Here is a 26,483-nt window from a genome sequence, read left to right on the forward strand (position 1 = left end):
GCCACAGCCCGCCCCTTGACCACTCCACTAGAATGAGCGCATGGCAATTTACGCGATTCGATACACCTACGTCAGCGATACCGAGGCGCTCGCCGCCGTGCGCCCCAAGCACCGCGAGTTCCTCAAGTCCCTTTTCGACGACGGCGTGCTCCTCGCCTCCGGCCCCCTCGAGGGCAACCGTGCGCTCATCATTGTGGAGGCCGACGACGCCGTCGCCGCACTCGCGCTCGTCGATGCGGACCCGTTCAACCAGGCTTCCCTCATCACCGACCGCGAAGCCCTCGAGTGGACCCAAGTTTATGGCCCTTGGGCTTAAGCGTTTCCTTCGTCCTGACTTCCTCCTGACGGGCATCATCACCGCCCTCATTTTGGGCCTGGTGGTGCCCGTCCCGGAACGCCACATCTCCTGGCTCTCGGAGCTGGCCGATATCGGTGTGGGCATGGTCTTCCTTGTCTACGGCATGCGCCTGCGCACCAGCGAGGTCATCGAGGGCATGCGCAACATCAAGTTGCAGGTGTCCGTGCTCGTGGCCACCTACGTTATCTTCCCGCTCGTTGGTCTGGCCATGTATTACACGCTGGGCGGGATCATCGGGGCGTCCTTCGCCACGGGCCTGCTCTACCTCAGCCTGTTGCCCTCGACCGTACAGTCCTCGGTGACCTTCGTGTCGATCGCGCGCGGTGACATCGGGGCGGCAGTGTGTTCCGCGACCGTGTCCAACATCCTGGGCATGTTCCTCTCCCCGCTCCTCGTATTGCTCTTCATGAACCTCGAGGACGCCCACACCGGCGGCATCGAATCCGTGCTCCTCAAGCTTCTGCTGCCGTTCATCATTGGCCAGCTACTCCAGCCGCGCCTGGGCGACTGGATGCGCGCCCACCGCAACATCACCAAGTACACGGACAACTGCGCCATCATCCTCGTGGTCTTCGTGGCGGTGCTCAAGGCCACGGCCGACAACGCCTGGAGCTCGGTCACGCTCGGCGGCTTCATCGTGCTCTTTATCGTCCTCAGCGCCATGCTCGCCATCATGCTGGCAGTGACCTGGTACGGCGGCAAGCCCCTGCACTTCAAGCGCCCCCAGCGCATCGTGCTACTGATGTGCGGCTCGAAGAAGTCGCTCGCCACCGGCCTTCCCATGGCCAAGGCGCTCTTCGACCCGGCAATCGTGGGTGCCGTGGTCGTGCCCGTCATCATCTTCCACCAGATCCAGCTGATGGTGTGTGCGATGATCGCGCGCCGGCTCGGCGACCAGGCGGAGGCGGAGGAAGCCGCGGCGTCGTCGTCGTGAAGCGCTTAGCCCTCGGCGCGCTCGGCCTGCTCGGGCTCGCCAATACTCGGCTTGCGGCGCTCACGCGGCTCGATGCTAGCCGCCTTGACCGCCGGGGTCTCCTGGCCCGCGTACTTGCGCGAGCCGATCAGGGAGGCGACCACGGTGATAAGGATCGTCCCCAGGATCACGCCCACCGACACGCCGATCGTAGGCTCGGGGATCGCGGTCAGAATGTCGTAGCCATGAAACGCGTGCACGAGTAGCTTGAGTGCAATGAAGCCGAGGATGACAGCCAGGCCGTAGTGGAGGTAAATGAGGCGTTCAAGCAGCCCGTCCACCAGGAAGAACAGCTGGCGCAACCCGAGCAGGGCGAACGCATTCGCCGAGAAGACGATGAACGGCTCGCGGGTGAGGCCGAAAATTGCGGGGATCGAATCGAGCGCGAACATGAGGTCGATCGTGCCCACCGTGATGATGCACAGCATGAGCGGCGTGATCCACGTCTTGCCACTGCGGCGGACCAACAGGCGGTCGCCCACGTAGCCGTCAGTCACGTTCGCCACCCGAGCAACCATCCGGGTGACAAGAGTCGGCTCATAGCCCTCCTCGCCCGCGTCGTCATGCGCCTTGCGCTTGCGGCCCTCCTGAATCCCGTCAATCACCTGCTTGATCGCCGTGTACAGCATCCACGCCCCGAAGATGAAGAACACCCAGATAAAACTCTCAATGAGCTTGGCGCCAATAAGGATGAAGATGAGGCGCAACACGAGCGCGATGATGATGCCATACAGCAACACCTTCTGCTGATAAATGCGCGGCACCTGGAAGGAAGCGATGATGATAATGAAGACGAAAATGTTGTCCAGCGACAGGGAGTATTCGGTGAGGTAACCCGCGAAAAACTCGGTGGCAAACGTGCCGCCGTGACGCAGGTAGGTCAAGACGCCGAACACGAGCGCGAGCGACACGTAGAACGCAGTCCACCGCGCGGCCTCCCCCAGGGTGGGCTCATGCGCACGGCGCACGTGCCCAAACAGGTCCACCGCAATGAGTCCCACCACGATCACGCCGAGCAGCACCCACTCCCACGGAGCCACATGCATCTGAGATGCGACGGGTGCGGTGTAAATGAGCGTTGAAGCCAACACGGTATGCCTTTCCGGTACGAACGATCAGGTACCGGAGGTCTCTTCCCGCCTGACGAATCAGGCCGCGGCCCGGGCGTGACGCCGTACTGACGAACCGTTATTGAGTGGGAGTACTCCCCTCCGTCTCAGTCGATCCTAGCGTACGCGGCCCGCCCGGCGAACGCTGCGCCCGCGTGGGGTGGACAACACCCGGGGCCTACGCCTTCTCGATCTGGCGCAGTTCCTTCTTCACATCCAGGATCTCGTCACGCAGCCGGGCCGCCAGCTCGAACTGCAACTGCTCAGCGGCCGCGTGCATCTGCTCGGTGAGGTCCTCAAGCAGCTGGTGGATCTCCCGCCCGTCCTTCGGCAGGCGCTCGGAGATCGAGGCCTCCTTGCGGTAGCCACCCTCGAGCAGGGTTTCGGTGTCCACGTCTTCGCGCGCGAGCATGTCGGTGACGTCCGAGATTCTCTTCCGCAGCGGCGCCGGGTCGATCCCGTGCTCGGTGTTGTAGGCGATCTGCTTTTCCCGACGCCGGTTCGTCTCGTCAATCGCCTCCTTCATGTTCGGCGTGATCGTGTCGGCGTACATGTGCACCTGCCCCGACACGTTACGCGCGGCGCGCCCGATCGTCTGGATGAGCGAGGTGGTGGAGCGCAAGAATCCCTGCTTGTCGGCGTCGAGAATCGCCACGAGGGAGACCTCGGGCAGGTCGAGGCCCTCGCGCAGGAGGTTGATCCCCACAAGCACGTCGAACTTGCCCAGTCGCAGCTCGCGCAGGAGCTCGACGCGGCGCAGCGTGTCGACGTCAGAGTGGAGGTATTCGACCTTGATGCCGCGCTCGGCCATGTAGTCGGTGAGGTCCTCGGCCATCTTCTTCGTCAGCGTGGTGACGAGCACGCGCTCGTCACGCGCCGTTCGGATGCGGACCTCCTCCAGCAGGTCGTCAATCTGGCCCTTCGTGGGCTTGACGATGATTTCCGGGTCCACCAGGCCAGTGGGGCGAATAATCTGCTCCACCCAGCCATCCGACTTCTCCAGCTCGTACTTGCCGGGGGTGGCCGACAGGTAGACGGTCTGCCCGATGCGCTCCAAGAACTCATCCCACTTCAGCGGCCGGTTGTCCATCGCCGAGGGGAGCCGGAAGCCGTAATCGACCAGCGTGCGCTTGCGCGACATATCGCCCTCGTACATCGCCCCGATCTGCGGCACGGTCACATGCGATTCGTCGATGACCAGCACGAAGTCCTCCGGGAAAAAGTCCAGGAGCGTGTTTGGCGGGGTGCCCGGGCCGCGGCCGTCGATGTGGCGCGAGTAGTTCTCGATCCCCGCGCACGATCCCAGGTTGCGCATCATTTCCAGGTCGAAGGTGGTGCGCATCTCCAGGCGCTGGGCCTCGAGCAACTTGCCCTGCTCGCGCAAAACCTCCAGCCGCTCGTCGAGCTCCTCCTTGATCGAAGCCATCGCACGCTCCATGCGCTCCGGGCCCGCCACGTAATGGGAGGCGGGGAAGATGTGTGCGTGGTCGGTTTCGCGGATGACGTGGCCGGTGAGCGGGTGAAGCAGAGAGATCGAGTCGACCTCGTCGCCAAAAAACTCGATGCGCACGGCCAGCTCCTCGTAGACGGGGATGATCTCCACCGTGTCCCCACGCACGCGGAACGTGCCGCGCGTGAACGCCATGTCGTTGCGCGTGTATTGCATCTGAATGAACTGCTTGAGCAGCTGATCGCGATCTAGCTGATCGCCCACCTTCAACTGGACCATCCGGTCCACGTACTCCTGCGGGGTGCCGAGACCGTAGATGCAGGACACGGAGGCGACCACCACCACGTCCCGCCTGGTCAGCAACGAGTTCGTGGCTGAGTGGCGCAGTCGTTCCACCTCGTCGTTAATCGAGGAATCCTTCTCGATGAACGTGTCCGACTGCGGCACGTAGGCTTCGGGCTGGTAGTAGTCGTAGTAGGAGACGAAGTACTCTACCGCGTTGTTCGGCAACAGCTCGCGGAACTCCGCGGCCATCTGCGCCGCCAGGGTCTTGTTCGGCTCGAGGATGAGGGTGGGGCGCTGAATCTGTTCGATCAGCCACGCCGTGGTGGCCGACTTACCTGTTCCCGTGGCGCCGAGCAGAACCACGTCCGATTCACCATTGTTGATCCGCTCGGCCAGCTCCTTGATCGCTTGCGGCTGATCGCCCGAGGGCGTGTACTCGGAAATGACTTCAAACGGAGCATCCTGGCGGACGATATCGGTGATAGGTCGCATGCCCTCAGGGTAGCGCCTTCCTCCGACAATTAATATTGGCCACCTGACAGGTTCGCCCGTAGGTCAAGGGCGGGGTTGGCCAGACGCCACGACGAGCCCTGCCAGACCCAGCCGGCGCGCACCATCGCCTCCTCGCTGCCGGTGACTGCGAGCCCTGCCTCCGCGCGCGGGCGCACCCCGTGGTAGCGCAGGCGGTCGAGCTGCAGGCCGACGTCGTCGTTGACGGCGAGCGCCGGGTCCCACGGCCGCGCCGGGCTCCAGGTGCCCGAGCGTAGATTCTCGGCAAAAGGTAGCACCCAGCCCTCCCACGCGGCCATAGCAGCTGACTCCAGGCTCGCCTCGTCGGATTCGTTGACGATGACGAGGTCGCTGATGTCGGCCCGCTCCTCGTCGCTGGACTGAGCGGCGATGCGGGCGCGGGCGTCGGCCTCGGACATGCCGCGGGTGAGCAGCAGGCGCTCGGCGCGCACCTCCGGCGCCGCCGCGATGGAGACGTTGGCAACCATCTCGAACTCACGGCCGTAGCCAGCGAGCAACGGGATATCATAGACGATCACTCCGTCCGGATCTTCACGACGAGCCCCCGCGATCTGCTCGTCCACGCTCGCCCAGATCGCGGGGTGCGTGATGTCGTCAAGGGCCTGGCGTTCGGCCGGGTCGGCGAAGACGATGTCGGCCAGGGCCTGCCGGTTGAGCGCGCCGCCATCCAGCACGCGCTCCCCCCAACGATCGGCGATCTGCGCGAGCGCCGGGCTGCCCGGTTCGAGGATGGCGCGCGCCGTGCGGTCGGCGTCGATGACGCGCGCTCCAAGCCCCGCCCAGATGGTAGCCACGTGCGACTTGCCCGACCCGATCCCGCCGGTGAGCGCAAGCGTCAGCATGGTTATTCCCCCGCGATCTCGAGCAGTAAGTCCACCAAGGCCGCACCGTCGTCAAGGGAGAAGTGCTCCTGCGGTGGCAGGTGGAGGAAGCCAGCGCGGGCCGAATTCTGGATCGCCGTGAACATCACCGTGTTGCACACGTACAGCCCCGCGCTGCGCGACTCCTCAAGCGGGAAGCCGGCTTCGCGGGCCCGGGTGATCATCTCCTTGAACGGCAGCGTAGTCTCCAGCGCGAGCGGAGCGCCGGCGTCGACCTCCTCCCCCGTAGCGATAAAGCCGGAGTTATCAGCAACCCGGGCATCCCGACGGTTCATCGCGAAGCGTTCGATCGTGGGAACCGTGCGGTCGGCCGCGAGGCCAAGGGCAATGTGGACGTCGAAAGCGCCGAGCTCGGCCACGCGGGCGCGGGCGGCACCGTACTCAACCGGCAGGATCTCGACCGTCAGCTCGTCCGCGCGCTGCCACTCCTCCCGCACGAGCCGCGCCACGTGCTCAGTGGGATTGAAGGAATTCGTGTGAAATGGCCCGAAGGCGGTGAGCAAGATTCGCATGCACCCAGCTTACGTGCCGCGCAAACAAAAACTGGGGAGCACCCCACGGTGCTCCCCAGCCAGTTGCTCTAGCTTGTCAGCTGATGCTTAGTTGCCCGTCAGCTTCTCGCGCAGAGCGGCGAGCGCCTCATCGGACGCAAGCGTGCCAGCGGAGTCATTACCGGACGAGAACGAAGTCGGAGCGGCCTCGGCCGGAGCGGAAGAATCGCCCGCGGCAGCGGCCTCGGCGTCGGCCTCCATGTGAGCCATGACCTGCTTCTTGTGAGCAATCCAGCGCTCCTCGGCCTTCGCGTACTCGGCCTCCCAGGCAGCCTGGTTCTCCTCGTAGCCCTCGAGCCACTCGTTCGCCTCGGGGTCGAAGCCCTCCGGGTACTTGTAGTTGCCCTCCTCGTCGTACTCGGCGGTCATGCCGTACAGCGACGGATCGAAGTCCTCCGAGTGCGGGTCCACGCCCTCGTTCGCCTGCTTGAGCGACAGGGAGATGCGACGACGCTCGAGATCGATGTCGATGACCTTGACGAAGACCTCGTCGCCCACCTTGGCAACCTGCTCCGGCAGGTCGATGTGGCGCTGCGCCAGCTCCGAAATGTGAACCAGGCCCTCGATGCCGTCCTCCACGCGAACGAACGCACCGAACGGGACCAGCTTGGTCACGCGGCCAGGAACAACCTGACCGATGTGGTGGGTGCGGGCGAAGGTCTGCCACGGATCTTCCTGGGTGGCCTTGAGCGACAGGGAGACGCGCTCGCGGTCCATGTCCACATCCAGCACCTCGACCGTGACCGGGGTGCCGACCTCGACAACCTCGGACGGGTGGTCGATGTGCTTCCAGGACAGCTCGGAGACGTGCACGAGGCCGTCCACGCCGCCCAGGTCAACGAACGCACCGAAGTTAACGATCGAGGACACGACGCCCTCACGAACCTGGCCCTTCTGCAGGGTGTCGAGGAAGTGCGCGCGGATCTCGGACTGGCTCTGCTCCAGCCAGGAGCGGCGGGAAAGAACAACGTTGTTGCGGTTCTTGTCCAGCTCAATGATCTTCGCCTGGAGCTCACGGCCGATGTAGGGCTGCAGGTCGCGCACGCGACGCATCTCCACGAGCGAGGCCGGGAGGAAGCCGCGCAGGCCGATGTCGAGGATGAGGCCGCCCTTGACGACCTCGATGACCGTGCCGGTCACGACGCCGTCGGCTTCCTTGATCTCCTCGATCTTGTCCCACGCACGCTCGTACTGCGCACGCTTCTTCGACAGGAGAAGACGACCCTCCTTGTCCTCCTTCTGGAGAACGAGAGCCTCGATCTGGTCACCAACTTCGACAACATCATCGGGATCGATGTCGTGCTTGATGGAAAGTTCCTTGGAGGGGATAACACCCTCGGTCTTGTAGCCGATGTCGAGCAGGACCTCATCCCGATCGACCTTGACTACGGTTCCTTCAACGATGTCGCCATCGTTGAAGTACTTGATGGTTTCGTCGACAGCGGCGATGAGATCTTCTTCGGTGCCGATGTCGTTGATTGCGACCTCAGTGGAGGTCTGGTTGTTAGTTGTCATAGAGTTGGTGACTCCGGATTATATGATTGTTACGGACATGGTGCCGGGCGGCACCACCTGCCAAGTTTACGGGGAAAAACCGCCGTGATTCAAGCGGACTTGCGGGCCTAAATGCCGAATTGACCACAGCGTCAGTGGGCCGCGTCGCGCCAGTTGCGCCCCACCCCCACGCTCACCGACAGCGGCACCGAGAGCTCCGCCGCCTTCGCCATCTCCTCGCGCACGATCTGCTCCACCTGCTCGGCCTCGGAGGCCTTGACCTCGAGCACGAGTTCGTCATGTACCTGGAGCAAGACGCGCGAGGCCAGGCCCGCGCTTGCGAGCGCCTCGTGGACGGCGACCATCGCGAACTTGATGATGTCCGCCGCCGACCCCTGGATGGGGGCGTTCAGTGCCATGCGTTCGGCCGCCTCGCGCACCTGCCGGTTAGGGTTGTCCAGCCCCGGCAGGTAACGACGCCGCCCCCAGATCGTGGACGTGTAGCCGTCCTTGCGCGCCTGGGAGACGACGGCGGTGAGGTACTGGCGCACCTTGCCAAATCGGGCGTCGTAATCCTTCATGAGCGCCTCGGCCTCTGGCACGGTGATGTGGAGCTGCTGGGAGAGCCCATAGGAGGACAGGCCGTAGGCGAGCCCGTAGCTCATCGCCTTGATCTTCGAGCGCTGCTCGCCCGTGACCGACTCCTGCGGCACGCCGAACACGCGCGAGGCCACGAAGCTGTGCAGGTCCGTGCCCTGGCGGAAGGCGTCGATGAGGTCCGCGTCCCCCGACAGGTGCGCCATGAGGCGCATCTCGATCTGGGAATAATCGGCCGTCATCACGTAGTCATAGCCCTCACCCGGCACGAAGACGCCGCGGATCTGGCGGCCCTCCTCCGTGCGGGCGTGGATGTTCTGCAAGTTCGGATCCGTGGAGGACAGTCGGCCGGTGGCCGCCACGGTCTGTTGGTAGGTGGTGTGGATCCGGCCCGACATCACAGAGCGCTGCAGGCCCTCCACCGATTGGCGCAGCTTGAGCGCATCCCGGTGCTCGAGCAGGCCGGCCAGGAACTCCTGGGCGGACAGCGCCACGTCATCCTCCCGGTGGGCGATCTTCGCCAGGAGCTCAGCCAGCGCGTCCGCGTTCGTGGTATAGCCAGACTTCGTCTTCTTCGTCACCGGCAGCTTCATGCGCTCAAAGAGCACCTCTTGCAGTTGCTTGGGGCTGGAGAGGTTGACCGAGTCATCGCCGATGGCCTCATGCGCCTTGCGGGCTGCGTCCTCCACGCGCGTGTTGAAGGCGTGGTAGAGCGATTCAAGCAGGTCCTCATCCACCGCTATGCCCACGCTCTCCATCTCGAACAACACCTTGGCCACCGACAGCTCCAGCGCCATGAGCGCGCCCTCCGGATCTGCCTTACGCAGGTCCTGATCGAAGGCGTCGCGCAGATCGAGCAGCACGCCCGCGCGCTGGGCCGTGGCTGAGTGGACAATCGCGCCATCCGCACCGATACCCAGCGTGTCATCTTCAGCCGCGGCGATATCCACGGCCAGGTAACGCTGGGCGAGGTCGGTCAAGTCATACGCACGCTGGTCCGGGTGGAGCAGGTAGGCGCCGATCTCCGTATCCCCGACAACGCCGGCCAGGCTCACCCCCACGCCCTTCCACGCGTGGGCCAGGCCCTTCGTGCCGTGCCCCACCTTGGGCTGATCCGCGTCCTCAAGGAAGGCCACGAGCGCCTCCTCGTCCGCCGCGTCGAGCCCGGCCCGGTCCCCGTAGTACACGTGGTGATCGGCAGAGGCCACCGCGTAGCCTGCCACATCGCCCCGCATGGGGCGCCGGTCCCCGTCAATCTCAATACCCCACGGGCCCTCGTGCCCGGCCAAAAACTCTTCAAACGGCACGCTGCCCGCCGCGACCAGCGTGGCCTCCACCGCAGGCTCGGACGCCACCGCTTCCTCCCCGCCGCGCATCGGCAGCTCGCGCAACACCCGCTCGCGCAGGCGCGTGAAGTCAAGCGTGTCGAACAGTTCGTGCATCTCCTCGCGAGCAACGCCCACCGGGCGCAACTCGTCAAAGTCCTCCACAATCGGCAGGTCCCGCACCAGGGTGTTGAGCGCGCGGTTACGGCGCACCATCTCCACGTTCTCCCGCAGGTTCGCCCCCGTCTTGCCGCCGATCTCATCAGCGTGCTCGAGCAGGTTCTCCAGGCCCCCGTAGTGGTTGAGCCACTTCGCCGCAGTCTTCGCACCCCACAGCGGCACGCCCGGGATGTTATCGGCTCCCTCCCCCACCAGCGCCGCCAGATCCGAATACAGCTCCGGCTTCACGCCCGCCTTCGCCTCGATCCCCGCCGGATCGAGCACCGCCATCTGCGAGCGTGGCATCGGGTAGACCAGCGTGATCGCGTCATCCACCAGCTGGTACGTATCCTTATCACCGGAGGAGATAAAGACCTTCATCCCCCGCTCTTCGCCGCGCGTGGCCAGGGTTGCCACGATGTCATCGGCCTCGAAGTCCTCCACCGTCAGCCACGCCACGCCCAGCACGTCCAGCACCTGCTGGATCACCGAGATCTGGCCCTTGAACTCCTGCGGGGTCTCGGCACGCCCGCCCTTGTACTCCGCGTACTGGCGCGTGCGGAACGTACCGCCCGGCAGGTCAAAAGCCACCGCCACGTGCGTGGGCTGGTAGTCACCAACCAGCTTGAGCAAGGTGGAAGTAAAGCCGTGCACGGCGTTCGTGTACTGGCCCTGCGCCGTCAAAAAGGAATCGGCGGGCAGCGCGAAGAACGAGCGGAATGCCAGCGAGTGGCCATCGAGCAGAAGCAGAGTTTCTTGATTCACGCCACCAGCCTATCGCGGACCACCGACAAACATGACGGTTCACCCTGCGCGCCCTTGCTACGCTGGCACCATGACCACACTCGACAAGACCCTCGCCATCACAGTCGAGGCCCACACAGCCGATATCTGCACCGTCTCCATGCCCACCGCCCACGCTCACCAGCCCTACGGCGTCGTGCACGGGGGCATCAACGGGGTGCTGGTCGAGCACGCTGGATCACTCCTCGCGCTCACGAACGCCCCCGAAGGCAAGATCGCGGTGGGCACCGAGCTGTCCGTCTCGCACGTGGCGCCCAACGCCACCGCCCTGGTGCGTGCCACGGCGCGCGTCCTCAAAGTAACGCGCTCGTCCGTCATCACCTCGGTGATCGTCTCGGACGAGCGCGGGGAGATGACCGCCGCCGGGCGGCTCACTTGCGTGTTTATCAGCGCCTAGGCTACTTCTGGCCCACCTGCTCGACGACGGCGTCCGCAACCTCGCGCATGGTCAGGCGCCGATCCATCGACGTCTTCTGGATCCACCTAAACGCCTCCGGCTCCGTCAGGCCCATCTTCTCCTGGAGCAGGCCCTTGGCCTGGTCCACGCGCTTGCGGGTCTCAAACTTATCCGTCAGCGAGGACACCTCGCTCTCCAGCGAGGCGATCTCCTGCGAACGCGAGAGCGCGATCTCGACCGCCGGGATGAGGTGTTCCGGGGTGAAGGGCTTGACCACGTAGGCCATCGCACCCGCGTCGCGCGCCCGCTCCACAAGCTCGCGCTGGGAGAATGCCGTGAGCATGACGATCGCAATCTGCTGCTCGGACAGGATCTTCTCCGCCGCAGTCAGTCCGTCCATGCCGGGCATCTTCACGTCCATGACGATGAGGTCCGGGTTGTACTCGGCTGCTAGCTCAACAGCCTCATCCCCCGAGGCACCCTCGGCCACCACCGTGTAGCCGGCATCCTGCAGGGTCTCTACAATGTCCAGGCGAATGAGGGTCTCATCTTCAACCACGAGCACCCGCACAGTTGCAGGATCCGTGTCCGTCTCAATCTTCTCCACCCGGCGCCCGGCTACTTCCTCATTCACGACTTCCTCCGATCTCTTCCCGCTCGCCGCGGCTCACACCAATCTTACAAAGTGGCAGGCGACGGCGCGTGCATTTACCCTAAGTGCTCCCGGCGGGACTCGAACCCGCATGCCTTTCGGCGCTGCATTTTGAGTGCAGTGTGTCTGCCAATTCCACCACAGGAGCGTGCGACCTCACCTTACAGCAAGGCCGCTTCATCCCCGCAAAATGCGGAGATTCGTCACATCGCCGAGGCGAAGGTCTCCCCCATCTTGTGCACCCGGATCGTGTTCGTGGAGCCCACCTTGCCGGCGGGCATGCCCGACACGACGACGACCCGGTCCCCGTCCACCGCGTAGCCGCGGTCGCGCAGGGCGTGGTCGACCTGCTCGATCATGTGGTCGGTGTCCTCCACCTCGGGCACGATGATCGTCTGGGTTCCCCACGTGAGCGCCAGCTGCTGGCGGATGTCATTGTTCGGGGTGAAGACCAGCAGCGGGATGCGGGCGCGCAGGCGGGCCATGCGCCGCGCTGTCTGGCCCGAAGAGGTAAATACCGCCAGGTACTTCACGCCAAGCGCCTCGCCGATGTCCATCGCCGATCGGGTGATGACGCCGTTGCGGGTGCGGTGAAGGTTGCCGATCGTAGGGATCGACTCCAGCCCGTGCTCTTCGGTGTACTGGATGATGGAGGCCATCGTCTGCACGCACACAATCGGGTACTTGCCCACCGAGGTCTCGCCCGAGAGCATGACCGCGTCCGCGCCGTCGAGGATCGCGTTCGCGCAGTCCGAGGTCTCGGCGCGCGTGGGCGTGGGGGCGGTGATCATCGACTCGAGCACCTGGGTGGCCACGATCACCGGCTTGGCGTTGCGGCGCGCGATGTTGATGGCGCGCTTTTGCACGATCGGCACCTGCTGGAGCGGGAGCTCCACGCCCAGGTCGCCACGAGCGACCATGATGCCGTCAAACGCGGTGACGATCTCCTCTAGAGCGGTGACCGCCTGCGGCTTTTCGATCTTCGCAATGACCGGGATGCGGCGGCCGACCATGTCCATGACCTGGTGGACGTCCTTCACGTCCTCCGCCGAGCGCACGAAGGACAGCGCGCAGATGTCCGCGCCGTAATTCAGCGCCCACTCCAGGTCCACCTTGTCCTTCTCCGACAACGCGGGGACGGACACGGCCACACCGGGGAGGTTGACGCCCTTGTTGTTCGACACGGTTCCGCCGATAACCACCTCGGTGGTGACCTCCGGGCCATCCACCGACACGACTCGCACCTGGACTTTGCCGTCGTCGATCAGAATGAGATCGCCCGGGCTGCAGTCACCCGGCAGGCCCTTGAACGTGGTGGAGACCAGGTCCTTATCACCCGGCACGTCCTCCGTGGTGATCGTGAAAATATCGCCCTGCTCGAGGAGGACGGGACCCGATTCGAACGTGCCGAGGCGGATCTTCGGACCCTGCAGGTCAACGAGGATCGCAACAGCCGCCCCGAGTTCGTCCGCCGCCTCGCGCACCATGTCGATTCGCTGCTCGTGCTCGGCGTGCGTGCCGTGAGAGGCGTTAATGCGGGCGACGTTCATGCCCGCCTTGACGAGTTCGACTATTCGCTCTTTGGTGTCGGTGGCTGGACCTAACGTACAAACAATTTTTGCTCTGCGCATGGCCTCCATCCTACCCGATTAAGCTCGCCTTCGAAGAGCCGAGGCTAGTCGTGTTCGGCGGGCGAGGTGGATGCGGGTCCGACGACGCCGTCCGCCCCGGTCTCCTCGGACGCGGGCTCGCTGCCTTCCGCCTCCTCGCCGGCGGACTCCACCTGTTCGGGCGCGCGGCCGGGCAAATGGATATCGCCCAGCTCGGGCCGGGTACGGTGGAGCTTGGTGAGCACGAGGAAGCCAAGGATGGCGGCCGCGAGCACGATGAGCGACGTCCACACGTTCAGCCGCAGGCCCGCAACGATCTGAGCCGTGTCGATCCGCATGTTCTCGATCCACATCCGGCCGAGCACGTAGAGGATGACATACATGAGGGTGGTCTGCCCGCCCTTGAAGCGGAACTTCTTCTCCAGGGCGATAAGGATCCCCGCCATCGCCACGCACCAAATCGCCTCGTAGAGGAAGGTGGGATGGAAGAGCGTTCCCGAGGTGTAGCCGGCGGGCAGGTGGGCGTCGTCGATACGCAGGCCCCACGGCAACTCGGTGGGTCCACCGAAGAGCTCCTGGTTGAAATAGTTGCCGAACCGGCCAATCGCCTGGGCGATGAGCACGCCAGGGGCCACGGCGTCGGCGAACGGAGCAAAGCGCAGGCCGCGCCGATGGAGCGCGATGAAGCCGCCGATCGCGCCCGCGGCGATGCCACCCCAGATGCCGAGCCCGCCCTCCCAGACGCGCAGGGCCTTGAGCAGGTCGCCGTTAGGGCCGAAGTACGGATCGGGGGTGGTGATGACGTGGTAGATGCGCGCGCCCACGATGCCAAAGAGCACCATCCACACGGCCACGTCGATCGAGACCTCCTCCGGGCCGCCCCAGCGCACATAGCGCCGGTCGGCCAGTTTCCAGGCGACGATGATGCCCGTGAGGATGGCGAGGGCGTAGAAGTGGATGGTCAGCGGCCCGAGCGGGATCGCGCTGATCGACGGTGAGGGGATGGCAGTCAGCACTAGCGGCTCCTGGGGGTGTGGGCTCCGGCGGCGATGTCCGCCGTGATGGCCGAGACGGCGCGCAGACTCGCCGCGCGGTCGCCGTCGTTATCGATGAGGGCACGGATGATAGCCGAACCGACGATGACGCCGTCGGCGAACTGGGCCACCTCCACGGCCTGGTCGTGGGTGGAGACCCCGATACCGACGCAGACGTTCTTCGCGCCCGCGGCACGCGTGCGCGCGACCAGCGACTCCGTGTCGGAGGACAGGGTTGCGCGCGGGCCCGTGACGCCCATGCGCGAGGCAGCGTAGACGAAACCGCGCGCGGCTTCGGCGTTGACCCGCAGCCGTTGGTCGGTGCACGAGGGTGCCACGAGGAAGATGCGCTCGAGGTCGTATTTATCGGAGGCCTCGATCCACTCCCCGCACTCCTCGACGATGATGTCGGGGATGATCATGCCGGCGCCGCCGGCGTTGGCCAGGTCGCGCGCGAAGTTGTCCACGCCGTAGTGGAAGACGGGGTTGTAGTAGGACATGACGACGGCCGCCGCGCCCGCGTCCGCCACGGTCTCGACCATCTTGAACACATCCGCGCGCTTGAGGCCGCGCTCGAGCGCCTTCGTACCCGACTCCTGGATGATCGGCCCGTCCATCGTGGGATCGGAGTATGGGAAGCCGACCTCGATGATGTCAGCGCCGGCGTCGACAACGGCGCGCGCGACGTCAAGCGAAAAATCCACGTCTGGGTATCCCGCCGACAGGTAGGCCACGAACGCGGCGTGGCCAGCCTCGCGCGCCTGCTCAATCTTTTGTGCCGAGTACATCATTCGTTCTCCTTGGCCAGGTCAAAGTACGTCATCGCCGTTTCCATGTCCTTATCCCCGCGCCCCGAGAGCGAGACGGCGATCGTGATCTTCTCACCCTTCTCGGCCGCCTCCTTGCCGAGCTTCATCGCAACCGCGAGCCCGTGGGCGGATTCGATGGCGGGGATGATGCCCTCGGTGCGGGCCAGACCACGGAAGGCATCCATCGCCTCGGCGTCGTTGATGGGCCAGTACTCGGCGCGGCCGGTCTGGGCGAGCCAAGCGTGTTCGGGGCCCACCCCTGGGTAGTCAAGGCCCGCCGAGATCGAGGTGGAATCGATCGTCTGCCCGTCCTCATCCTGAAGCACGTACGTCTTCGAGCCGTGCAGCACGCCTACGTCGCCCTGCGTGATGGAGGCCGCGTGGCGCCCGGTCGCCATGCCCTCGCCCCCGGCCTCGCCGCCGATAATGCGGACCGTGGGGTCGTCAAGAAAGGCGTTGAACATGCCAATCGCGTTTGACCCGCCGCCGATGCAGGCGACGACGGCGTCCGGCAGCTCACCCGTGAGCTCCAGGATCTGGGCGCGGGCCTCCTCGCCGATGATCTTCTGCAGGTCGCGCACGAGCGTGGGGAACGGGTGCGGGCCGGCGGCGGTTCCGAAGATGTAGTTGGTCGAATCGATGTTCGTCACCCAGTCGCGGAAGGCCTCGTTGATCGCATCTCGGAGAGTGCGCGAGCCGTTGTCGACAGCCACGACCTTCGCCCCCAACAGTTCCATGCGGGCCACGTTGAGGGACTGGCGGCGGGCGTCCTTGGCCCCCATGTAAATCGTGCACTCGAGGTCGAGCAGCGCGGCCGCAGTCGCGGTGGCCACCCCGTGCTGGCCGGCGCCCGTCTCCGCGATCACGCGCTTCTTGCCAAGCGCGCGGGTGAGGAGGGCCTGGCCGAGCACGTTGTTAATCTTGTGGCTACCCGTGTGGTTCAAGTCCTCGCGCTTCAAGATAATGCGCGCGCCGCCGCAGTATTGGGCACCGAAGCGCGGGGCCTCGGTGATGATTGACGGCCTGCCCGAGTAGGTGCGGTGCAGGTGGTCGAGCTCGGCGATGAAGTCCGGGTCCACCTTGAGGGCGAGCCAGGCCTGCTCGAGCTCGGTCAGCGCCTTCACCAGCGCCTCGGGGATGTAACGGCCCCCGAATTCGTCAAAGTAGGGTCCCTGTACCTCAGCTAGTCGCATTGTTCACCTCTTAAATCGAAAAAAGAGAGGGGTGCTGGCCGGCGGCCACCATGTCCCGTACCGTCCGCAGCGGGTCCCCGTTGGTCACGAGTACCTCGCCCATCAACACCGCGTCGGCGCCCGAGCGGGCGTAGTTCAGCATGTCCTGAGCGGAGGCCACCCCGGATTCGGCCACGCGGATCACCGAATCGGGCACCACGTCGACCACCTCGTCGAACGTTCGCATGTTGACCTCGAGCGTCTTCAAGTTCCGGGCGTTGATGCCGATCACCTGCGCCCCGGCGTCGAGCGCGCGCAGGGCCTCGGTGCGGCTATGGGCCTCGACGAGCGCCGTCATGCCCAGGGAGTGCACGCGCTCGATGAGCGAGGTCAGCACCGTGTCCTCGAGGGCCGCGACGATGATGAGCGCCAGGTCAGCCCCGTGCGCGCGGGCCTCCCACACCTGGTAGGGCGTGACAATGAAGTCTTTGCGCAGCACCGGGATCTCCACCCGGGCTCGCACGGCGTCCAGATCCGCGAGCGTCCCGTTGAATCGCCGTTCCTCGGTCAGCACCGAGATCACGGCCGCGCCGCCCTCCTCGTACAGGCCGGCAAGATAGGCCGGGTCCGGGATGTCGGCCAGTTCTCCCTTTGACGGCGACTTGCGTTTGACCTCCGCGATGACCTGCACGGAGCGGTGATCGTGGGGCTTGAGGGCAGAGATGGCGTTGCGCGCGCTTGGCATCTTCGCCGCGCGCTCCTTCAGCTCGTCCAGGCTGACGGCGGCCTCGCGCCTGGCGAGGTCGATGCGCACGCCAGCAATGATGTCATCGAGCACTGTCATGGTTCGTCCTTCCCCTTGACTTCACTCTACCGGCGCTCGCGCCGTGTACGAAAAGGGAGTCTCACAGCCCCTCGATGTGGTCGGGGATGGCAACCGGCAGCTCTCCCCCGGCCAGGAAGCACGTGCGCTCCCCCGTGTGGCAGGCTGCACCACGCTGGTGCACGCGCACCAGCAGCGTGTCGCCGTCGCAATCCACGGCCACCGATTTGACCAGCTGGATCGCGCCCGACGTGTCGCCCTTACGCCAGTATTCCTGGCGGGAGCGCGACCAAAACCAGACCCGCCCGGTGATGAGCGTGCGCTCGAGGGCCAGGTCGTTCATGTAGCCGAGCATGAGGACCTCGCCCGTGGCCTCTTCCTGGATGATGGCCGGGACCAGGCCCTGACCGTCGAACTTCACGCGTTCGATCACAGGCGCACCTCGATGCCTGCGGCGTCCAGGGCCTCCTTGACCTCGCGGACGGTGAGCGCGCCGAAGTGGAAGACGGATGCGGCCAGGACGGCGTCGGCGCCCGCCTGCGCGGCCTCTACGAAGTGCTGCGCGGTTCCCGCCCCGCCCGAGGCGATGAGCGGGACGGCGACGGCGGCGCGCACCTTCTCAATCAGCTCCAGGTCGAAACCGTCGGTGGTGCCGTCCGCGTCCATCGAGTTGAGCAGGATCTCCCCCGCGCCGAGCTCGGCCGTGCGCATGGCCCACTCCACGGCGTCCACCCCGGCGCTGCGCGTGCCACCGTGCGTGGTGACCTCGAAGCCGGAGGGCATGCCGGCGGCCCGCCGCGCGTCGACCGACAAGGTGATGACCTGGTTGCCGAACTGGCTGGCGACCTCTGTCAGCAGCTCGGGGCGGGCGAGCGCGGCGGTGTTGATCCCCACCTTGTCCGCGCCGGCCTCGAGCAGCGCGCGCACGTCCTCCACGGACCGGACGCCCCCGCCTACCGTCAGCGGCACGAACACGTCGGCGGCCGTCTTCTTCACGACGTCGATCATGGTCCCACGCTCTTCGACCGACGCCGAGACATCGAGGAAGGTGACCTCGTCGGCGCCCATCTGGCTGTACCGGCTCGCGAGCTCCACCGGGTCCCCGGCGTCCTTCAGGTTTTCAAAATTCACGCCCTTGACCACTCGCCCGTGCGAGACGTCCAGGCACGGAATGACCCTGATTGCAACCCCCATGCCACTCCTTTCGTTGCCGTCTATCGTAACGCGATTTAGGATGTGAGCCGTGAACGACCACCCAGCGAACACCGCCGCCCGCGCCTGCATTGTGGCCGAACAGATCGGGCCAGGGCGGTGCCTGGTAGGCATCGACGGGCGCTCCGGCTCGGGCAAAACCACCCTCGCCCGCGCGCTCGCGGTCCTTCTCGAGCGGCGCGTCGAAATCATCGAAGTTGAGCTCTTCATCGGCGGCTGGGACGCACTCACCTCCGACATCGGGCGCGTAGCCGAGCTCGCCCGGGACCTCCGCCGCGGCCACGCTACCGCCCGGGCATGGGACTGGCACGAGGGCCGCTGGGGACGAAACGTGTGGATCCCGCAGACCGGCGAGGCCGACGTCGTGATCATCACCGGATGCGGCGCCACGTCCGCGCCCGTACGCGAGCACCTCGACCTCACCGTCTGGATTGAGGCCCCCGAAGCCGTGCGCCGGGAACGTGTGCGCGCTCGCGACCCCTACGACTGGTCAGCGCACTGGGACACCTGGGCGCGCCAGGAGGAGGCCCTACTCGCGCAGTTCCCCTCGAACGCGCGCAACGACCTCATTCTGCGGTGATCATTCATCCGTAATCTTGGCCAGCACGTCGATGACGATCGCCACGTCCGCGTCCCCCTGCGCCATCTCCGCCGGGATTCCCAGCGCCAGGCGCGAGCCCACCCGGGCGTCCTTGAGCCCGTCCCGAAGGCCGTCGAAGACATCGTCGACGGGCATGACCACCGGGCGCGGCGCGTCCCACGTGTTTTCAATGACGGCGCCGTCGACCGAGATCAGCAGGTAGTTGACGACGACCGTGTCGCCGGCCTCCACCTGCTCCCCGCCACCCCGGATGATCGCCGCAGAGGTCAGCGCGCTCACCTCGCCTCCGCCAGCGACGACGACGGGACGGCCGGCCTCGTCCGTGCTGACGCCGGGCAGGCCTCCGCCCGCCTGGAGGTCGCCCGGTTCGCCGGGCAGGACGGTGGGAAGGATGTCGATAACCGAGATGATGCCCGCCCGCGGGGTCTCGGGCTCGATGAGCACGATGCGGCTGCCCTCGGCTTCGCCGATCACGTAGCCGGCATAGTAGCCCAGCGACTCCGAGCCGGTCGCGCCCGTGTAATAGCGCGAACCGGTCTCCGTGGTCAGCCCATCCTCGCGCAGGTAGAACGTGCTCACCCGGGCAAGAACCTGGCCGCCCTCCTCGATCGTGCGACCCGTGCCAGCGATGTCGACACTCGAGAAGGCGTCCGCCAGCCCCTCATCCGTTGAAAAACTCGCGTTGCCGTTCACGATCACCGCCACCGAGGCGCCGAACGAGCCGGCCACCTCCACCGAGATCGGTTCGCGCGCCAACGCGATCCGGTACTGGGCGCTGGCAACGGCGAAGCCCATCGTGAGTCCCAGAATGACGCCGAAGATCGCCAGCCCGACGCGCTGCCACCTACTCACCGATGATCTCCATCAGCTCCTCAACCTCGGCGCTCACCGGGTTGAACGGGTCCTTGAGAAGGACCTGGTGGGCGCCCGCGTCCTCGAGCAGGCGGATGTTCATCCAGTCGACCATGTAATCGCGCCGGTGCTCCATGGCGAGCGCCACGAAGTCCCCACGCACCTTCGCCCGGGTCGTCTGCGGTGGGATACCCATCGCCTGGGCGATCGTGTCGTCAGAGATAAGCTTCTTCAGCCCGCCGCTGGCCTCGAGCTTGTGGCGCAGGCCGGCGCCCGTGATGTCGTGCCAGGCCAGGTCGAGGCGCTGCACCCGCGCGTCGTCAAGGCCGGTGCCCAGGCGCTCGGCCAGGCGGCCCAACAGCTTGCGCTTGGCAATCCAGTCGATCTCGGTGGAAAGCGAGTCGTGGTCGCCGCGCTCGAGGGCGTCGAGCGTGCGGCCCCACAGGTCAAAAACGTAGGCGCGCAGCGGATCGAGGCCCATCCAGCCGTTGGCCTCGAAGTGGGCGCGCACGAGGTCATGGACCTCGCGCTGGATGTCGATCGCGCGCATCGTGGTGCCGTCGGCCAGCTTGAGCACCGCCCCGCACGTCGTGTCCGCCGAGACCTCGCGGATCGCCCGCACCGGGTCAGCCAGGGCACGGTTCGGCAGGCGCAGCCCGTCCTCCACCGCGTCCAACACGGCCTCCGTGGCGCCCATCTTGAGCGCGGCCGTGGCATCGCACATGTTCGAGTCCCCCACAATCACGTGCATGCGCCGGTAAAGCTCTGCGTCCCCGTGGGGTTCGTCGCGGGTATTGACCATCGGCCGGGAGCGGGTGGTGGCCGCCGAGACGGCGTCGTTCATCTTGTCCGCCCGCTGGGAGATGCGGTAGCTGGCGCCCTCCGGGCCCACGTGCAGGTAGCCGGCACCCACCATGATCTGGCGCGTGACGAAGTACGGAATGAGGCCGTCGATGCGCTGGCGAAAGTCGCGCCGGCGGCGCACCAAGTAGTTCTCGTGGCAGCCGAAGGAGTTGCCGTAGGAATCGAGGTTGTTCTTGAACAGGTGCATCCGCCCGCCCGAAAGCTTGACCTCCGCCTCGGCCGCCATCTGCGCGTACAGGGCGTCGCCCGCGCGGTCATTGGCCAGCAGATCGGCCAGCTGATCGCACTCGGCGGTGGCGTACTCTGGATGGGCCCCGACGTCGAGGTAAAGCCTGGCGCCGTTGGGTAAAAACGCGTTCGTGGAACGCGCTTTGTGGAGCAGCGGCTCAAAAAGGTGGTGTGCCGTCTCCTCCGGGTCGAGCAGTTGCTCGCCCGTGGTGGTGGAGGCATACAGGAGGCCGTACTCGGTCTCGATGCCCATGATCCGGCGAGGTTTCACTGACCACCCTTTTGCACGAAGCCCTGCACGAAGCCCGTGGCGTTCTCCTCGAGGATCGAATCGATGTCGTCGAGCAGGTCGTCGACGTCGAAGTCGGCCGCCGGCACGTTCACCTGCGGCAGCTCCTGGGCCTCTTCCTCCTCGCGGCGGCGAGGCTGCATAAACTCTTGTTCAGACATAGTTTCCTTTCCGGATCAATTCTAGGGCGAGCGCGCCGCTCAGGCCGTGGTCAGCCTCACGAGGAAATCCTCGACCGAGACTGCGCCCTCGAGGATCTCCCCCACGAGCTCGCGCGTGGCACGCTCGGGGTGCATGAGCGGGATGCGCACCAGCGAATCGTAGCCGGGTACGTCCAACGTCACCCCGTCCCAGCCGGCGGCCGCCACCCGCTCCGGGAAGCGGCGGATGAGCCCGCCGCGCAGGTAGGCGCGCGTGGACTCGGGCGCGTGGCGCACCGCCCACATCACCTGCTCCGGGCCGAAGAGCCGCTCGATGCGTCCTGCCTGGTCGAGCCGGTTGACGATCGAGCGCTCCGGGCGCAGGTCGTGCCACTGCAGGTCGAAGGCGCGCAGCTTGTCGTTATCCCACGAGCCGCCAGTGCGCTGGCGCATCGAATCGAGCATCTGGTACTTGGCCACCCACTCCACCTTGCCCGAGGCGGCAAAGATGTCGGTGCGCAGCAGGTCGAGCACCTCCTGCCAGGTGGCCAGGATCTCGCGGGTGTCGAAGTCCACCTCACAGCGCCCCTCGAGAGCCGTGCGTACGGCGTCGAGGTAAATCTGCTGGATATCGATGGCCGTGCGCTGGGAGCCGTCCTGCATGTCAATGAGGCGGGTGAGGCTCGGGTCGTGTGAGACCTCCCACGTAGCGCGCACCGGCTCTAGCAGCATCATCGCATCCATGCCGAGCGGCAACGCCTCCTGCTCGAGCATCCAAAGCACAAGCGAAGTGGTGCCCACCTTGAGCAGGTTCGACACGTCGAACTGGTTCGCGTCCCCGCCGATCACGTGCAGGCGCCGGTAGCGGGCCGCTTCCGCGTGCGGCTCGTCGCGCGTGTTGATGATGGGGCGGTTGAAGGTGGTCTCCAGCCCCACATCGTTTTCCACGTAGTCCGCGCGCTGGGAGATCTGAAAGCCCGGCTGCTGCGACTTTTGCCCTAGACCCAGCCGTCCGGCCCCGCACAGGATCGGCCGGGTGACGAAGAACGGCGTCATGTAGCGGATGATGTCGGTGAAGTCGAGGGAGCGGTCCACCGTGTAGTTTTCGTGCGTGCCATAAGCCGCGCCCTTGCCGTCCACGTTATTCTTATAGATGACGACGTGGCGGCCGGCCTCGGCCAGCAGGTCCATCGCCTCCGCCGCGATGTAGTCCCCCGCCCGGTCCCACAAGATCGCTTCGCGCGGGTTCGTCACCTCCGGCGCCGAGTATTCAGGGTGAGCGTGGTCCACATAGAGGCGCGCGCCGTTGGTCAGCACCGCGTTGGCCGCGTGCGGCAGGGCGAGCTCGGCCTCCGATGGGCGCGCCACCCGCTCCAACGCGTCGCCCGACGGGGCGGGTGCGGCCGGATCGTCGGTCAGGAGCGACGGGTGGGCCGCGGCCCGGTCGAGCCGGTAACCTCGGGCGTCGTTGAGCGGGTCCTCCCCGTGATAGTCCCAGCGGATCGCGCCCGCCCCGCCCGAGGCGCTGCCGCGCCCGCCGTAAGCGTCCACTACCTCGGTGGACAACACGATGGGGTTCGCCCGCGGATTGCCCGCGTCCGTGATCCCAAACTCTGTCTCGAGCCCGATCCCTCGCCTCACGCTCATATCAGTCCCTTCCTCACGACACCGTCCCATTCCGTTACCGGCCGCTCGGGCGCCGGGGCCTGGTCACTTTCGACCTTCCGGGTAACCAGCGATTTGACGAACGTGACCCGCTTGCCCGAACCGCGTCCGTGGATGCGGGCCCACTCATCGGGGCTGGTCATCTGGGTCAGGTCCTCGTTCTCGCGCATCTCCTCGGCCAGCGCGGTGAGCATGTGGGAGGTGCGAATCCCGCGCTCGCGGGAGGCCAGCAGGTCCTTGATCGCCAGCTTCTTTGCCCGGTCCACGATCGCGGCCAGCATCGCGCCCGAGACGAAGTCGGACACGTAGAGCACCTCGCTCGAGCCGTCCGCGTAGGAGACCTCCACGAACTCGTTATCCGAGTCCCGGGTGAAGAGGCGCTCGACCGTGGCGCGGGCCATCGCGCGGACCGCCGCCGCGGCGTCGCCGTGGGCCTCGATCTCCGCGGGGTGGATCGGTAGGTCGGGCGTGAGGTACTTCAAGATGATGTCCCACGCGCCGTGCTGGTTCGGCCGCTCGATGCGGATCTTGATGTCGAGGCGCCCGGGGCGCAGGATCGCGGGGTCAATCATGTCCTCGCGGTTCGAGGCGCCAATGACGATGACGTTGTCCAGCTGCTCGACACCGTCGATCTCGGCCAGCAGCTGCGGGACCACGGTCGTCTCCACGTCTGAGGAAATGCCCGAGCCGCGCGTGCGGAACAGCGCCTCCATCTCGTCGAAAAAGATGACGACGGGGATTCCCGACGCCGCCCTGTCACGCGCCCGGGAGAAAATCTCGCGGATCTGGCGCTCGGTTTCGCCCACGTACTTATCCAGCAGCTGGGGGCCCTTAATGTTGAGGAAGTAGGAGCGGGACTTTGCCTGTCCGTCGCGCCGGGAGATCTTCTCCGCCAGCGAAGTGGCCACGGCCCGCGCGATGAGGGTCTTGCCCGTGCCGGGCGGGCCGTAGAGCAATACACCCTTGGGTGGCTTGAGACCGTGCTCCCGGTAGAGCTCGGGCTGCTCGAAGGGCAGTTCCACCGAGTCCTTGATCTGCACGATCTGCGCGTCCAGGCCGCCGATGTCCTCGTAGGACACGTTCGGCACTTCCTCGAGCAGGAGGTGTTCGACATCGGGGCGCTCCACGTGCTCGAGGATGAAGCCCGAGCGCAGGTCCGCCAGCACCGTGTCACCAACCTGAACCCCCTGGTCCTGGAGGCGGCCGGAGATCCGGAGCACCCGCTCGTCGTCGGCATGGACCTGCACGAGCACGCGCGAGGCGTCAATCACCAGCTTGACCGTGACGATCTCACCCGTGCGCTCATACGTGGTAGCGCCGACGACGACGAGCGCCTCGTTAAGCAACAGCTCCTGACCTGGCCGGATGCGGCCGAGCTCGACCAGGGTGGAGGCGGACAGGATCATCTTGCGGCCGTTGACGAGCGCGGTGACCTCGTGGCGCTCATGGTTGGCGCCGAGGAACGTGGCGGTGGAGCCCGGCGGCTGGGAAAGCTTTTCTACCTGCTCGGACAGCTCCTGGATCCGCTTGCGCGACTTTTGTAGTGCGCCGGCAAGCCGGTCGTTCTTTTCCTCGAGCGAGGCGATCGCGGTCTGCAGCCCGAAGATTTCTCCCTGGTCGCTCACTTGTCTTCCTCCCGCTGGCGGTTGCGCTCGGCCGCCTCCTCATCCAACTCGCGGCGCATCTTCACACTATTGTCCCCCGCTTCCGAGTATCCGGAAACTTCCACGTCCGCGCGGTGCGCCACATCGCGGCGGACCTTGCGTAGCTTCTTTTCCGAGATCGCGCGCTGGGGCAGGTCGGCCGGGTCCCAGTTCTCCCACTCGGGCAGGTCCGGGCGGGCGGCCGGGGCCGGGCGCCTCGTGGGCACGAGCGGGGACGAACCACGGGCGATCCTGCGGGCGATCACGAGGAAGCCGGTGTGCCCGACCATCGAATGGTTCGGGCGCACCGCCAGCCCATCCAGGTGCCAGCTACGTAGCATGGTCTCGAACGCGTCCGGCTCGGTGAAGTACTGGCTGTCGCGCAACTTTTCGACAAAGCGGGACAGCTGGGTCGTCGTGGTGACGTAACCGACGACGACGCCGCCCGAGCGCAACGCCCGAGCCGCGGGCTTGATGACCTCCCAGGGGGCGAGCATGTCGAGCACCACGTGGTCGAGGGATTCTTCGGCCATCTCTTCCAGCGCGGCGGCGGCCTCCCCCACGAGCAGCTCCCAGGGCGGAACGGCAGGCCCGTACCAGGATTCGACGTTGGCCTGGGCGATCTGGGCGAACTCGTAGCGGCGCTCGCAGGAGGTAAGGTGGCCCTCCGGGCCGATCGCGGCGAGGAGGGACAGCGACAGGGCACCCGATCCGACCCCGGCCTCGAAGACGCGGGCACCCGGGAAGAGGTCGCCCTGCTGGATAATCTGGCCGGCGTCCTTGGGGTAGACCGGGGTGGCGCCGCGTGGCATGGAGAGCACGTAGTCGGCCACCAGCGGGCGCAGGGCCTGGAGCACGTGGCCGGTCTCGGTCTCGAAGACCGTTCCCTCAGGTTTGCCGATGAGCTCCCGGTGGCGGAAATTGCCGCGCTGGGACTGGAAGTAGCCGTCGTGGGTGAGGAGCGTGGTGTACTTGCGGCCCTTGGTGTCTGTGAGCTGGACGCGCTCGCCAGCGCGGAACGGGCCGCGGCGGCGGTCGGCGCCGAGCGGATGTGGATAGGTACTCATTGGATTCATCTTACGGAAAATTGTCGGAGCCAGTCGCTACGGTTAGGAGCATGAAACGTCACGCTGCCATTTCGCCCTCACGGGCCAACGATTTTAAGTCCTGCCCACTCAAATTTCGCTTCCGGGTGATCGATAAGCTGCGAGAGCCCCCGTCGGTGGAAGCGCTGCGCGGCACGCTCATCCACGCCGTGCTCGAGCACCTGTACGATTCGCCTGCGCTCGAGCGCACGCCCGAACGCGCCCAAGAGCTCCTCGATCCGATGTGGGCCACGCACCTGGAGAAGGAGCCACAGGCGCGGGAGCTGTTCGATTCAGAGCAGGCGCTGGAGGAATGGCTCGGAAGCGCCCGGCCGCTGATCGCGAACTACTTCAAGCTGGAAAACCCCGTCTTCCTCGAACCCTTCGCACGCGAGGAGTTCGTGAACGCCACCCTGCCCTCGGGCCTGGCGATCCGTGGGATCATTGACCGGATCGATCGGGCCCCGAACGGGCAGATCCGCGTGGTGGATTACAAGACGGGCAAGTCACCCTCCCCGCGATTCCAGGGCGAGGCGATCTTCCAGATGAGGTTCTATTCGGCCGCGCTCTACTTCGCGGAGGGCACGCTGCCTACCCGCACCCAGCTCATCTACCTCAAGGACGGGCGCGTGCTCACCTACGATCCAGTGCCGGCGGACGTGGACGCGTTGGCCATGGAGGTCGATGCGCTGTGGTCCGGCATCCGCGCCCGGCTGGAGGACGGCTTCGAGGCGAAGAAGGGCCCGCTGTGCAACTGGTGTCACTTCCAAAGCATCTGCCCGGCCTTCGGCAACCAGGCACCGGAGATGAGCGAGGCCGGGGCGAAGGACCTGCTGACGGCCGAGGTGGGCTGAGCGGGCTGTAAGCCGGGTCGCGGCGTCGTGAAGGGC

25 protein-coding genes and 1 tRNA gene are annotated in these 26,483 nt (G+C 66.0%); 5 read left to right on the forward strand and 21 right to left on the reverse strand.

What is annotated here, in order from left to right; translation table 11 throughout:
• Positions 1-40 precede the first annotated feature (40 nt).
• Positions 41-316 carry a YciI family protein gene (locus tag AQZ59_RS01675; RefSeq protein ID WP_062612532.1) on the forward strand — a complete coding sequence of 92 codons (276 nt, stop codon included), beginning with the start codon at positions 41-43 and terminating at the stop codon, positions 314-316.
• Positions 300-1,292 carry a bile acid:sodium symporter family protein gene (locus AQZ59_RS01680; RefSeq protein ID WP_062612535.1) on the forward strand — a complete coding sequence of 331 codons (993 nt, stop codon included), beginning with the start codon at positions 300-302 and terminating at the stop codon, positions 1,290-1,292. Before AQZ59_RS01675 ends, AQZ59_RS01680 begins: the two co-directional genes overlap by 17 nt.
• 5 nt (positions 1,293-1,297) lie before the next feature.
• Here the strand turns inward: AQZ59_RS01680 and AQZ59_RS01685 are convergent, their stop codons facing one another.
• The 6 genes from AQZ59_RS01685 to polA all read right to left on the reverse strand — a co-directional run bounded on the left by AQZ59_RS01685 (position 1,298) and on the right by polA (position 10,478).
• Positions 1,298-2,377 (reverse strand): TerC family protein, encoded by a 1,080-nt coding sequence (locus AQZ59_RS01685; RefSeq protein ID WP_082661085.1) that lies wholly within the window; start codon positions 2,375-2,377, stop codon positions 1,298-1,300.
• A gap of 241 nt (positions 2,378-2,618) precedes the next feature.
• On the reverse strand, positions 2,619-4,667 hold the full coding sequence (uvrB, locus tag AQZ59_RS01690; protein WP_062612537.1) for an excinuclease ABC subunit UvrB: 2,049 nt from the start codon (positions 4,665-4,667) through the stop codon (positions 2,619-2,621).
• A 29-nt stretch (positions 4,668-4,696) separates the two neighbouring features.
• Positions 4,697-5,548 (reverse strand): dephospho-CoA kinase, encoded by an 852-nt coding sequence (gene coaE / locus AQZ59_RS01695; RefSeq protein ID WP_062612539.1) that lies wholly within the window; start codon positions 5,546-5,548, stop codon positions 4,697-4,699.
• 2 nt (positions 5,549-5,550) lie between these two features.
• Positions 5,551-6,099, reverse strand: coding sequence for a pyroglutamyl-peptidase I (locus tag AQZ59_RS01700; RefSeq protein ID WP_062612541.1), 549 nt, complete (start codon positions 6,097-6,099; stop codon positions 5,551-5,553).
• A gap of 87 nt (positions 6,100-6,186) precedes the next feature.
• The gene (gene rpsA / locus AQZ59_RS01705) at positions 6,187-7,653 is read right to left on the reverse strand and encodes a 30S ribosomal protein S1 (RefSeq protein WP_062612544.1); all 1,467 of its coding nucleotides are present in this window, start codon (positions 7,651-7,653) and stop codon (positions 6,187-6,189) included.
• Between the two features lie 131 nt (positions 7,654-7,784).
• The gene (gene polA / locus AQZ59_RS01710; RefSeq protein ID WP_062612548.1) at positions 7,785-10,478 is read right to left on the reverse strand and encodes a DNA polymerase I; all 2,694 of its coding nucleotides are present in this window, start codon (positions 10,476-10,478) and stop codon (positions 7,785-7,787) included.
• A 70-nt stretch (positions 10,479-10,548) separates the two neighbouring features.
• Between polA and AQZ59_RS01715 the strand changes: the two genes are divergently transcribed.
• Positions 10,549-10,914: a PaaI family thioesterase gene (locus AQZ59_RS01715; protein ID WP_062612551.1), complete on the forward strand. Its 366-nt coding sequence runs from the start codon at positions 10,549-10,551 to the stop codon at positions 10,912-10,914.
• Position 10,915: 1 nt separating this feature from the next.
• On the opposite strand, the gene AQZ59_RS01720 is transcribed toward AQZ59_RS01715, so the two are convergent.
• The 9 genes from AQZ59_RS01720 to hisF form a co-directional block, all read right to left on the reverse strand.
• Positions 10,916-11,512 carry an ANTAR domain-containing response regulator gene (locus tag AQZ59_RS01720; protein WP_062612706.1) on the reverse strand — a complete coding sequence of 199 codons (597 nt, stop codon included), beginning with the start codon at positions 11,510-11,512 and terminating at the stop codon, positions 10,916-10,918.
• 120 nt (positions 11,513-11,632) lie between these two features.
• Positions 11,633-11,714: transfer RNA gene (locus tag AQZ59_RS01725), tRNA-Leu, on the reverse strand.
• A gap of 55 nt (positions 11,715-11,769) precedes the next feature.
• A complete protein-coding gene (pyk, locus tag AQZ59_RS01730) occupies positions 11,770-13,197 on the reverse strand; it encodes a pyruvate kinase (RefSeq protein WP_062612553.1) in 1,428 nt (475 codons plus the stop codon).
• 44 nt (positions 13,198-13,241) lie between these two features.
• Positions 13,242-14,192, reverse strand: coding sequence for a prolipoprotein diacylglyceryl transferase (gene lgt, locus AQZ59_RS01735; protein WP_062612555.1), 951 nt, complete (start codon positions 14,190-14,192; stop codon positions 13,242-13,244).
• Complete coding sequence (gene trpA / locus AQZ59_RS01740; RefSeq protein ID WP_062612557.1) at positions 14,192-15,001, reverse strand: tryptophan synthase subunit alpha; 810 nt, start codon at positions 14,999-15,001, stop codon at positions 14,192-14,194. The genes lgt and trpA overlap by 1 nt, the downstream gene beginning before the upstream one ends.
• A complete protein-coding gene (trpB, locus tag AQZ59_RS01745; RefSeq protein ID WP_062612559.1) occupies positions 14,998-16,212 on the reverse strand; it encodes a tryptophan synthase subunit beta in 1,215 nt (404 codons plus the stop codon). Before trpB ends, trpA begins: the two co-directional genes overlap by 4 nt.
• 10 nt (positions 16,213-16,222) lie before the next feature.
• The gene (gene trpC / locus AQZ59_RS01750) at positions 16,223-17,035 is read right to left on the reverse strand and encodes an indole-3-glycerol phosphate synthase TrpC (protein WP_062612561.1); all 813 of its coding nucleotides are present in this window, start codon (positions 17,033-17,035) and stop codon (positions 16,223-16,225) included.
• A 61-nt stretch (positions 17,036-17,096) separates the two neighbouring features.
• Positions 17,097-17,447: a phosphoribosyl-AMP cyclohydrolase gene (hisI, locus tag AQZ59_RS01755; RefSeq protein WP_062612565.1), complete on the reverse strand. Its 351-nt coding sequence runs from the start codon at positions 17,445-17,447 to the stop codon at positions 17,097-17,099.
• Complete coding sequence (gene hisF, locus AQZ59_RS01760) at positions 17,444-18,208, reverse strand: imidazole glycerol phosphate synthase subunit HisF (protein ID WP_062612567.1); 765 nt, start codon at positions 18,206-18,208, stop codon at positions 17,444-17,446. The genes hisI and hisF overlap by 4 nt, the downstream gene beginning before the upstream one ends.
• A 49-nt stretch (positions 18,209-18,257) precedes the next feature.
• On the opposite strand from hisF, the gene AQZ59_RS01765 reads away from it, so the two are divergent.
• Entirely contained in the window at positions 18,258-18,806 is a 549-nt protein-coding gene (locus AQZ59_RS01765; RefSeq protein ID WP_062612569.1) for an AAA family ATPase, read from the forward strand.
• Here AQZ59_RS01765 and AQZ59_RS01770 read toward each other — a convergent pair whose 3' ends face one another.
• The 6 genes from AQZ59_RS01770 to AQZ59_RS01795 are packed head-to-tail and all read right to left on the reverse strand — an operon-like array spanning position 18,807 to position 25,575.
• A complete protein-coding gene (locus AQZ59_RS01770) occupies positions 18,807-19,679 on the reverse strand; it encodes an FKBP-type peptidyl-prolyl cis-trans isomerase (RefSeq protein ID WP_062612570.1) in 873 nt (290 codons plus the stop codon). It lies immediately after the preceding gene.
• The gene (gene pafA, locus AQZ59_RS01775; protein ID WP_236698633.1) at positions 19,672-21,042 is read right to left on the reverse strand and encodes a Pup--protein ligase; all 1,371 of its coding nucleotides are present in this window, start codon (positions 21,040-21,042) and stop codon (positions 19,672-19,674) included. The genes AQZ59_RS01770 and pafA overlap by 8 nt, the downstream gene beginning before the upstream one ends.
• On the reverse strand, positions 21,039-21,221 hold the full coding sequence (locus tag AQZ59_RS01780) for a ubiquitin-like protein Pup (RefSeq protein ID WP_062612573.1): 183 nt from the start codon (positions 21,219-21,221) through the stop codon (positions 21,039-21,041). The genes pafA and AQZ59_RS01780 overlap by 4 nt, the downstream gene beginning before the upstream one ends.
• A gap of 39 nt (positions 21,222-21,260) precedes the next feature.
• The gene (gene dop / locus AQZ59_RS01785; RefSeq protein ID WP_062612575.1) at positions 21,261-22,847 is read right to left on the reverse strand and encodes a depupylase/deamidase Dop; all 1,587 of its coding nucleotides are present in this window, start codon (positions 22,845-22,847) and stop codon (positions 21,261-21,263) included.
• The gene (arc, locus tag AQZ59_RS01790; protein WP_070445205.1) at positions 22,844-24,490 is read right to left on the reverse strand and encodes a proteasome ATPase; all 1,647 of its coding nucleotides are present in this window, start codon (positions 24,488-24,490) and stop codon (positions 22,844-22,846) included. Before arc ends, dop begins: the two co-directional genes overlap by 4 nt.
• Positions 24,487-25,575, reverse strand: coding sequence for a tRNA (adenine-N1)-methyltransferase (locus tag AQZ59_RS01795; protein WP_062612578.1), 1,089 nt, complete (start codon positions 25,573-25,575; stop codon positions 24,487-24,489). The genes arc and AQZ59_RS01795 overlap by 4 nt, the downstream gene beginning before the upstream one ends.
• A 50-nt stretch (positions 25,576-25,625) precedes the next feature.
• On the opposite strand from AQZ59_RS01795, the gene AQZ59_RS01800 reads away from it, so the two are divergent.
• Positions 25,626-26,447 carry a RecB family exonuclease gene (locus tag AQZ59_RS01800; protein ID WP_062612581.1) on the forward strand — a complete coding sequence of 274 codons (822 nt, stop codon included), beginning with the start codon at positions 25,626-25,628 and terminating at the stop codon, positions 26,445-26,447.
• Positions 26,448-26,483: the final 36 nt, after the last annotated feature.

The sequence above is a fragment of the Trueperella bernardiae genome, assembly GCF_001469025.1.
Lineage (GTDB): Bacteria > Actinomycetota > Actinomycetes > Actinomycetales > Actinomycetaceae > Trueperella > Trueperella bernardiae.

Excerpts from the sequence above, each read along its gene's own strand:
- AQZ59_RS01675 (WP_062612532.1), top strand. The coding sequence starts at position 41 with ATGGCAATTTACGCGATTCGATACACCTACGTCAGCGATACCGAGGCG.
- AQZ59_RS01680 (WP_062612535.1), top strand. The coding sequence starts at position 300 with ATGGCCCTTGGGCTTAAGCGTTTCCTTCGTCCTGACTTCCTCCTGACG.
- AQZ59_RS01685 (WP_082661085.1), bottom strand. The coding sequence starts at position 2,377 with ATGCATGTGGCTCCGTGGGAGTGGGTGCTGCTCGGCGTGATCGTGGTG.
- uvrB (WP_062612537.1), bottom strand. The coding sequence starts at position 4,667 with ATGCGACCTATCACCGATATCGTCCGCCAGGATGCTCCGTTTGAAGTC.
- coaE (WP_062612539.1), bottom strand. The coding sequence starts at position 5,548 with ATGCTGACGCTTGCGCTCACCGGCGGGATCGGGTCGGGCAAGTCGCAC.
- AQZ59_RS01700 (WP_062612541.1), bottom strand. The coding sequence starts at position 6,099 with ATGCGAATCTTGCTCACCGCCTTCGGGCCATTTCACACGAATTCCTTC.
- rpsA (WP_062612544.1), bottom strand. The coding sequence starts at position 7,653 with ATGACAACTAACAACCAGACCTCCACTGAGGTCGCAATCAACGACATC.
- AQZ59_RS01715 (WP_062612551.1), top strand. The coding sequence starts at position 10,549 with ATGACCACACTCGACAAGACCCTCGCCATCACAGTCGAGGCCCACACA.
- pyk (WP_062612553.1), bottom strand. The coding sequence starts at position 13,197 with ATGCGCAGAGCAAAAATTGTTTGTACGTTAGGTCCAGCCACCGACACC.
- trpA (WP_062612557.1), bottom strand. The coding sequence starts at position 15,001 with ATGATGTACTCGGCACAAAAGATTGAGCAGGCGCGCGAGGCTGGCCAC.
- trpB (WP_062612559.1), bottom strand. The coding sequence starts at position 16,212 with ATGCGACTAGCTGAGGTACAGGGACCCTACTTTGACGAATTCGGGGGC.
- trpC (WP_062612561.1), bottom strand. The coding sequence starts at position 17,035 with ATGACAGTGCTCGATGACATCATTGCTGGCGTGCGCATCGACCTCGCC.
- hisF (WP_062612567.1), bottom strand. The coding sequence starts at position 18,208 with ATGGGGGTTGCAATCAGGGTCATTCCGTGCCTGGACGTCTCGCACGGG.
- AQZ59_RS01780 (WP_062612573.1), bottom strand. The coding sequence starts at position 21,221 with ATGTCTGAACAAGAGTTTATGCAGCCTCGCCGCCGCGAGGAGGAAGAG.
- dop (WP_062612575.1), bottom strand. The coding sequence starts at position 22,847 with ATGAGCGTGAGGCGAGGGATCGGGCTCGAGACAGAGTTTGGGATCACG.
- AQZ59_RS01795 (WP_062612578.1), bottom strand. The coding sequence starts at position 25,575 with ATGAGTACCTATCCACATCCGCTCGGCGCCGACCGCCGCCGCGGCCCG.
- AQZ59_RS01800 (WP_062612581.1), top strand. The coding sequence starts at position 25,626 with ATGAAACGTCACGCTGCCATTTCGCCCTCACGGGCCAACGATTTTAAG.